Origin of the sequence: Archangium sp. (assembly GCF_036388035.1) — a bacterium.
Taxonomy (GTDB): Bacteria; Myxococcota; Myxococcia; order Myxococcales; family Myxococcaceae; genus Archangium.
This window is the reverse complement of sequence record NZ_DASVSO010000126.1, coordinates 1-8,328: the sequence shown is the minus strand read 5'-3', so window position 1 is coordinate 8,328 and position 8,328 is coordinate 1. Positions and strand designations below refer to the sequence as shown.

General features: G+C 70.9%; 6 protein-coding genes. 5 read left to right on the top strand and 1 reads right to left on the bottom strand.

What is annotated here, in order from left to right; all coding sequences use genetic code 11:
- From VF697_RS05615 to VF697_RS05595, 5 genes are all read left to right on the top strand, one after another.
- A partial coding sequence (locus VF697_RS05615; RefSeq protein ID WP_331092451.1) for an STAS domain-containing protein occupies positions 1-337 on the top strand: 337 nt, incomplete at its 5' end.
- A gap of 72 nt (positions 338-409) precedes the next feature.
- Positions 410-1,390 carry an AAA family ATPase gene (locus tag VF697_RS05610; RefSeq protein WP_331092450.1) on the top strand — a complete coding sequence of 327 codons (981 nt, stop codon included), beginning with the start codon at positions 410-412 and terminating at the stop codon, positions 1,388-1,390.
- A 74-nt stretch (positions 1,391-1,464) separates the two neighbouring features.
- A complete protein-coding gene (locus tag VF697_RS05605) occupies positions 1,465-2,349 on the top strand; it encodes a DUF58 domain-containing protein (RefSeq protein ID WP_331092449.1) in 885 nt (294 codons plus the stop codon).
- Positions 2,346-4,373 carry a DUF3488 and transglutaminase-like domain-containing protein gene (locus VF697_RS05600; protein ID WP_331092448.1) on the top strand — a complete coding sequence of 676 codons (2,028 nt, stop codon included), beginning with the start codon at positions 2,346-2,348 and terminating at the stop codon, positions 4,371-4,373. Before VF697_RS05605 ends, VF697_RS05600 begins: the two co-directional genes overlap by 4 nt.
- Before the next feature lie 444 nt (positions 4,374-4,817).
- Positions 4,818-5,708 (top strand): RNA polymerase factor sigma-32, encoded by an 891-nt coding sequence (locus VF697_RS05595; protein WP_309890800.1) that lies wholly within the window; start codon positions 4,818-4,820, stop codon positions 5,706-5,708.
- Between the two features lie 106 nt (positions 5,709-5,814).
- Here the strand turns inward: VF697_RS05595 and VF697_RS05590 are convergent, their stop codons facing one another.
- Positions 5,815-7,833, bottom strand: coding sequence for a hypothetical protein (locus tag VF697_RS05590; RefSeq protein ID WP_331092447.1), 2,019 nt, complete (start codon positions 7,831-7,833; stop codon positions 5,815-5,817).
- Between the last annotated feature and the right edge of the window lie 495 nt (positions 7,834-8,328).

Genomic DNA, 8,328 nt, shown 5'->3' with positions numbered 1-8,328 from the left:
GGAGAGGCACATCATGGCGGGGCTGGAAATTCACCAGGAAGAACTCGCGGGGCGGTTGACCCTTCGACTGACGGGCACACTGGATGGCCGCACCGCGATTCAGCTGCGCAGCTCGCTGGAGGAGCTGGGGGCGCGGGAGGTGGTGGTGGACTTCGCCCACCTGCGCGAGTTCCGTGACTCGGCCGTGGGGGTGCTCACCCACGGGCTGACGGAGCGCAAGGTGCAGTTCCGGGGGCTGGCCGGACACCACGAGCGGATGTTCCGCTACTTCGGTCTGACCACGGGGATCATCTCGCCGCCGCGCGCGTACTACACCCCCGAAGAAGTCCTGGCCTGAGAACCTCTCGGGTCCGCCGCCCCAGGAGGGGGGATTCCGGGGCGGCATGGCTGGGGTAGAGTGGGGTTCCCGATGAACTCCCCTGCTCGAGCCGTCACTCCCCTCCCCTCCGCCGCTACCGCGCGCGCCACGCTGGAGCGCCTGGCGACAAACCTGTCCCTCGCGGTGCAGGGTAAGGAGAAAGAGGTCCGCCTCGCCGCCACGTGCGTGATCGCCGGCGGGCACCTCCTGCTGGAAGATGTCCCCGGAGTTGGCAAGACGACGCTGGTGGAAGCCCTCGCCCGCTCCTGCGCCCTCTCCTTCTCCCGCGTGCAATTCACCGCCGACCTGATGCCCGCCGACATCCTCGGTGCCCAGGTCTTCCACGCCCAGAGCGCCACCTTCACCTTCCGGCCCGGCCCGCTCTTCCGTCAGCTCGTGCTGGCCGATGAGCTCAACCGCGCCCCGCCGCGCACCCAGTCCGCGCTGCTGGAGGCCATGGCCCAGGGCCAGGTGTCCCTGGATGGAGCCACCCACGCCCTGCCCCGCCCCTTCACGGTGGTGGCCACACAGAACCCCGTGGACTTCTCCGGCACCTATCCCCTGCCGGACTCGCAGCTCGACCGCTTCCTCATGCGCCTGTCGCTGGGCCACCCCTCCCCCGAGGTGGAGGCCCGCCTGCTCACCACCCGTGACGGCTCCTCGCCCGTGGACGCGCTGCAGGCGGTGACCTCGCCCGAGGAGCTGCTCGAGCTGCGGGCGCTGGTGGCCGCGCAGCGACTGGACGACACCCTGGCAGACTACGTGGTGCGGCTGGCCCAGGCCACGCGCGCCCACGGCGACATCGAGCGCGGCGCCTCCACCCGCGCGGTGCTCGCGCTGGGCATGGCCGCCCGCGCCCACGCCCTCTGGGAGTCGCGGGACTTCGTGACGCCCGGGGACGTGCGGGCGGTGCTCGGCCCGTGTCTGGCCCACCGGCTCCTGCTGCGCAGCGCCAACCAGGGCGCCTATACCCGCGACGAGGCCGCCCACCTCCTCGAGGAGGTCGCCCGGAAGGTGCCGGCCCCCCGGTGAGTACCCCGCCCCTCTCGCCGTGGCGCCGCCTCCGCGCCGCCCTCCGCCCCCCGCGCACCCTCAAGGTTACGGGCATGGGCCGCACGTACCTCGTGGTGACGTTCGGCGTGGGCCTCGGTGCGCTCAACACCGGCAACAACCTCCTCTACCTCGTGCTGGGGTTGCTGTTGAGCGTCATCATCCTCTCCGGGGTGCTCTCCGAGCGCTGCCTGAAGGACCTGGCCGTGCGCCGCATCGGCACCGACGGCGCTTTCGCCGGTGAGCCCTTCGCCTTCCGCTGGGGACTCACCCGCCGCAAGGGGCACGCCTTCGCCCTCACCCTGTCCGAGGTGGACTCGCCCCTCACCGGCGAGGGCGGCGTGGGCTACCTGCCCGCGGGCGCCGAGCACGTGGTGCGGGCCGATGTCACCGCGCCCCGGCGAGGCCCGGTGAAGCTCAAGGGCGTGCGCGTCACCACCACCTGGCCGCTGGGCCTCTTCGCCAAGACGCGCGTCTTCGACCTGGAGGGCACCCTGCTCGTCTACCCGCGGCGGGGCTTCGCGTGTGGAGATCCGGGCGAGGCGGCCGTGGGCAACGTGGGCGAGGCCAACAACCCCTACCGGCTGGATGGCACCGGGGACGTGGCGGGGCTGCGGGAGCTCGGCGAGAACGAGGACGCCCGGCGCGTCCACTGGTTGAAGAGCGCCTCCGCGGGGAAGCTCCTCCGGGTGGAGCGCGAGCGCGAGGAGCGGCGGACCTACATCCTCGACGTGCGGGCCGGGTTGGCGGGTGACGCGCTGGAGCGGCGCTGCGAGGAGGTGGCGGCGCAGGCCCACCGCCTGCTGGAGGCCGGCCACGAGGTGGGGCTGGAGGTGCCGAGCCACCGGCTGCGTCCGGGCGCGGGCAGCGGCCAGGAGCGCGGCATCCTCCAGGCGCTGGCCTGGCTGGGCTTCGAGGAGCAGCGGGAGAAAGCGGCATGAGGCAACCCAACCGACTGCGACTCGTCTTGCGCGATCTCGCCACGGGCTCCGCCTTCGCCTCCATGGCCGTGTCCGGGCAGCTCCCCGTGTGGGCCCTGGGGCTCGTCGCGGTGGCGCTGCTGGTGGCGCTGCTGGGACGGCGCCCCTTCGCCCGAGCGCCCCGGCTGACGGCGGCGCTGCTGGTGCCCATGGCGGGCGCGCTCTACCTCGCGGTGGGCGCGGGACAGCTGGACCTCGTGGTGGCCGCCTGCTCCTTCGCGGGCCTCGTCGCCAGCCAGCGGCTGCTGTCCGAGACCACCGCCGCCACGGACGGGCAGGTGCTGCTGGCCGGCCTGTTGATGATCGCCGGCGGCGCGGCGCTCTCCGGTGAGCTGCTCTTCGCCGTGTGCCTCATGGCCTTCGCGGTGCTGGCGAGCCTCGCGCTGGGGCTGGGCGTGGTGGAGGCGGCGGTGCCCGCGGGCGAGCCGGTGCCGGTGCGCGCGGTGATGCGGCCGCTGGCCCTGGGCATCGTCTTCGCGGTGACCGGCGCGGTGGCCTTCTTCGTCCTCTTCCCGCGCCTCAACTGGAACGTGGGCGCGCGCCGGGCGGCGCCGGGACTCGGCGTGGCCACGAGCGGCTTCTCCGACACGGTGCGGCTGGGCGGCTCGGGCACCCTCAAGAGCAACCCCCGCGTGGTGCTCAAGGCGAAGCTGACGCCGGCTCCCGCCACCGAGCAGCTCGAGGCCTACTGGCTGGGCCGCACCTACGACACCTTCGACGGCACGGAGTGGTCGACGATCGGCACTCCCGGCAAGCGCCGCACGCGCGTGACGCTGCGCCCGGGCGCGGACAAGCAGATATACCAGCGGATCGAGCTGCTGCCGGCCTATGGCAGCCGCACGCTGATCGCCCTGGAGACGCCCGCGAAGCTGGGCAATGCCCTGGCGCACACGCCCACGGGCAACCGGCGCACCACCCTGCAGGAGCTGGGCGGGGACGAGCTGCGCTTCGTGGAGGAGGGGCTCGGGTACGAGTACGAGGTGTACAGCGTGCCGCCGGGCACCAACACGGACCCGGGCAAGCTGGATCAGCTCGAGCATGACCAGCTCCTGGCGCTGCCGGACAACCTGGATCCGCGCATCGCGGAGCTGGCGGGCCGGGTGGTGGGCGGCGAGAAGGAGCCACTGGCCGCGGCCAACAAGCTGTCGAACTGGCTGCAGACCGAGTACCAGTACACGCTGGAGCTGGGCGGGGACGTGGCGGAGCCGCTCACGGAGTTCCTCTTCGTGCGCAAGGCGGGCCACTGCGAGCACTTCGCCACGGCGCTCACGCTGATGCTGCGCACCCAGGGCTTCCAGGCCCGGCTGGCCACGGGCTTCTTCGGCGGCGAGCGCGTGGGAGAGGAGTACCTCGTGCGCGCCGGAGACGCCCACGCGTGGACGCACGTGCTGGTGCCCGGGCGCGGCTTCGTCACGGTGGACGCCACGCCCCCGGCGTTCCGCGCCAGCCAGTCGCTGGAGCTGCTCGAGTCGCTCGTCTCCCTGTACGAGTCCATCGAGTCGGCCTGGCGCCGCTCCGTCGTCGACTACACCTTCCGCGACCAGATGGACTTCATGCGCAACCTGACGCGCCCGCCGCGCGAGCCGGAGCCGGGCAAGGAGCGGCTCCAACTGCCGCCGCTGCGCGCCTGGGGCCTGGCGGCGCTGGTGGGCGCGGGCGTGTACTGGACGTGGCTGTACCTCGCGCGGCGCAAGCCCCGGCAGCGGGCACTCGAGGCGACACGCTTCGTGGACGCGGTGGAGCGCCAGCTCGCGACGGTGGGCGTGCGCCCCCGGGATGGAGAGACCCTGGAAGACGTCTCCGCCCGCCTCACGCGGCAGGCGCACCCGCTGGCCCCCACGGTGACGCCCCTCACGCGGCGCTACCTGGAGGCGCGCTTCGGCCAGCGCCCGCTGCAGCCGGGTGAGGCCGCGGTGCTGCTCAAGAAGCTCAAGCGCGCCACCGAGGCCCTGCACCCGCAGGCCCCGAAGGCCCGCGCTTCCTAGCGTCCCCTCCCCTCTCGCACGCGTCACTTCGAGCCCCCGCTCGCCCGCCCGCTCCACGGCGGAGCGACGGGGCGGGGCTCGTGGAAACGCAGTGCCGGTGGAGGACGGGCCGGCTCCCCATTACCGGTAGGGACGAGGGGAGACGAACCTCCCTTCGTAGCCCCCGGCCGACAGTCCAATGGCAATCGGGGCAGCAGGAGGCCACTTGAGGGCAGTGGAACTTTTTTTTCAGCCTCGGTCGCCAGGTGGAGCCAGACCGGTCCCGTAACTTCTACGGGCTTACCGTCCACCCCAGTGCGGTCGCATCGGCCAAGTATGCGTTGCGACTGGTGAAATCCCTTGGGGGGAGCATGGCACACACGTTGCTCTAGCCACCCTCCATCTGGTTGTCACGCGAACCAAACCTCTTCTCACCGGCCTCGCCGAGGCCACTCGGGAGAAACCATGCAGCTCTCCACTGAGCAGTCGTCCAACTCGGGCTCCCTGGCGATGTACCTGTCGGAGATCAACCAGTACGCGCTGCTCACCGTCGATGAGGAGCAGGCCCTGGCCCGCCGCTTCATCAAGGGCGACCTGGCCGCTGGCCACCGCCTGGTGACGAGCAACCTGCGCTTCGTGGTGAAGGTGGCCTACGAGTACCGCTCCTACGGCATCAAGATGTCCGACCTCATCCAGGAGGGGAACATCGGCCTGATGAAGGCGGTGCAGAAGTTCGATCCGGACAAGGGCATCCGCCTCATCTCCTACGCGGTGTGGTGGATCCGCGCCTACATCCAGAACTACATCCTCAAGAGCTGGTCGCTGGTGAAGCTCGGGACCACGCAGGCGCAGCGCAAGCTGTTCTTCAGCCTGGCGCGCACCCGCCGCGAGCTGGAGAAGCTCGGCGCCGACGACGGCTCCGTGGTGAACGTGGATGAGATCGCCAAGAAGCTGCACGTGAAGCCCGGCGAGGTGCGCGAGATGGAGCAGCGCATGGGCGGGAGGGATCTGTCGCTGGACGCGCCGATGGGCGAGGACGGCGGCAACAGCCACGTGGACTTCGTGGTGAGCGCCAGCGCGCCGCAGGATGACGAGTTCGCGGACAAGGAGGAGGCGGGCCTCATCAACGCCCGCGTGCGCACGGCCCTCATGCGGTTGGATCCGCGCGAGCGCTTCATCATCGAGCAGCGCGTGATGAACGAGCGGCCGATGACGCTCAAGGAGCTGGGTGAGCACTTCGGCTTCTCGCGCGAGCGCGCCCGCCAGCTGGAGATCCGCGCCAAGGACAAGCTGAAGGCCGAGCTGGCCGCGCTCATGGCCGAGGTGGATCCCGACGCCGCCGCCGCCATGCAGTAGTCCTGATTTTTCTGGGGGTAGTTCCTGGGGGAAGCACGCGAGGCGCCTCCACTCCTATGCGGAGTGGGGGCGCTTCGTGTTTTCAGGGCCGCCTTCCGGCGCGGCGTCAGTTCAGCGTCGCGGACAGGTTGTACGCCCCCACCGTGCCGCTGTACCCGTCCACCCAGAGGTAGTAGCTCCCGGCGGGCAGCACGCCCGTGGAGAGCGTCGCGTCGGAGTTCTCCGCCGGAGCCAGGGTGCATGCCTGCTCCTCCCCGTCGCAGCTCGCGCGCAGGTACAGCATCGGCCGGAAGCCATACGTCAACGGCGTGACCGTGGCCTCGAGGCGCCGGGGCTCCGTGAGCCGGAAGGCATGGACCGCGTCCCGGCCGCCATTCCCTCCGCACGAGGCCTGCGTCGTGGGGAACGCGGCGGAGGTATCGCCCTTGAAGGTCGCCGTGGGCCCCCCGCCGTCCGCCCCATCCTTGAAGACGAGCGGGATCGGCTCCTCGCAGGGAGGCGGTGTCAGCGCCGCCCACAGTGTGTACGACGATGCGTCATCGTCGACCCACAGGTGGTACGTGCCGGCGTCCAACCCAGTGACCTCGACCCCGGACCAGCGACCGCAGCTCAGCTCGGGGCCGGACTGGCAGTCCCCGGAGCGCAGGTACACCGCGGTGCTGCCCGCGTTGGCACGGAAGTTCAGCGTCTTGGACGTGGTGAAGCTGTAGACGCTGTCGTTGCTGCTGCTGCTGCTGTTGCAGCTCCCGGTCGAGTTGTGGAAGCGGGTGGACAGGTTGCCTCGCGCCTCGGCCTCGCCACCGAGCGAGCCATTGGAGAACACGAGCGGCTCGGGGCTGGCGCACGTGTCGCCCGGCACCGAGGGCGTGAGGGAGGCCGTGAGGGTGAACGGGGCCCCGGTCGTGGACTGGCTATCGACCCAGAGGTAGTACGTCCCGGGCGGCAGGTGGCCACCGCCGATGCCGCCGTAGACACACGCGAGCTGTGTCCCGGTACAGGTGGCGCTCCGGAGCGACAAGGAGTGGCCGCTCGCGCTGGCCCGGAAGTCGAAGCTCTTCGTGGTCGTGAAGGTGTAGACGACGTCCGGCATACCGGCCGAGCCGCACGTCGAGCCCCCGTTGTCGAACGTGCCCACGGTGGTGGAGGTGTCCGTCGCGGTCCCGCCGTCCTCCCCTTCCGAGAAGACGAGGGGCCTGGCCGTCGCGCACGAGTCGCCCGGGATGGGATCCGTGAGGTGCGCGTACAGCTCATAGGTGAGCCTGGGCGAATCCCGCCACAGGTAGTACGTGCCGGGAGCGAGCTCCTGACGGCGCATCAACCCGCTGCTGTTGCACACGAGCTCGCCGCCGCCGCAGACGCCGCGCAGGTAGGTGTCACCCACGAAGGACAGCGCCGAGACGCGCACCTCGAGGTTCTGCACGCGGTCCAACGTCACGCGGTACACATGGTCTCCGCTGGACGACCACGAGTTGCAGCTCCCGCTCGTGTGGTCCGTCCAGCTCGTATCCGTCGCCGAGACGTTCGCCTCGCCAGAGCCAAAGGGCAGCTCGATGGGCGCACCACACGCCTCACCGATGCTCGCGCTGGAAGTGACGGTAATCGAGTACGGCCCGGAGGTGCCCGGAGCGCCGTCCACCCAGAGGTAGTACTTCCCATTGGACGACGAGGGCCCCACCAGCGTGGTGGTGGCTCCCGCCGTTCCCGCGGCGATGCAGTACTTCGGCGTGTCGCACAACTGGCTCATGTAGACGACAGGCTGGAGTCCACCGCTCGTGAGAGGCGCGACGGTGACCACCATGTCTCCGGACTGGGGACCCTGGAGCTCGTACACCACGTCCTGGCCGCCCGCCCCGCCGCACGGACCGGCGCCGCGATCCGCGTGACCGGAGGTATCGCCCACCACATAGGCGCCGCCATCCACCACCTTGAGCGGGATGGGATCCGCGCACCCGTCACCCGTGGCGGGCACTCCCGCGTCCACTCCCGCATCCAGCCCCGCGTCTCCCCCACCAGGCGGCAGCCCGGCGTCTACTCCGCCGCCGCCAGCGTCCGGCAAACCCGCGTCGGGTGAGGTCCCCGCGTCGGGCTTCCCAGCGTCCGGTTTCGTGACGTCGTCCGGGGACACGCACCCACCGCTCGTGCACGTAGAGGTCTCAGGACAGGCCTTGCACGCATTGCCTCCCTGGCCACACACGGTGCGGGCCGTTCCCGGCATGCAGCGACCATCCACGCGGCAGCAGCCGTCGCAGGTCGAGGAGCTACAGGGGGTCGTGAGGGGCGGCTGCTCGGGTTCCGGACAGGCCTGGAGCACGAGTGCGACAAGACAGAGCCCCAGGGTCTGGAGGAGGGCGCGAGGGAGTTGCATGAATGGGGGTTCCTTCTCGCGCCCCATCCTAGCATCGAGGGGCTACCGCGCCTGGTCGTCCAATGACAACGGCCCGTGCTCCCCGGTGAGGACACCGGAAGGCGCACGGGCCGTCTTGCTTCACCGCCGGATCAGCGGCTGGTCTCGGCGTCCTCGGCCTGCAGGGCGACGCTCGTGGTGCCCTTGGCCAGCTCGGCCATGAAGGCGGCGGCGAGCTTGGTGAACTTCACCGAGTTCGTCGCGGTGCCCGCCGTC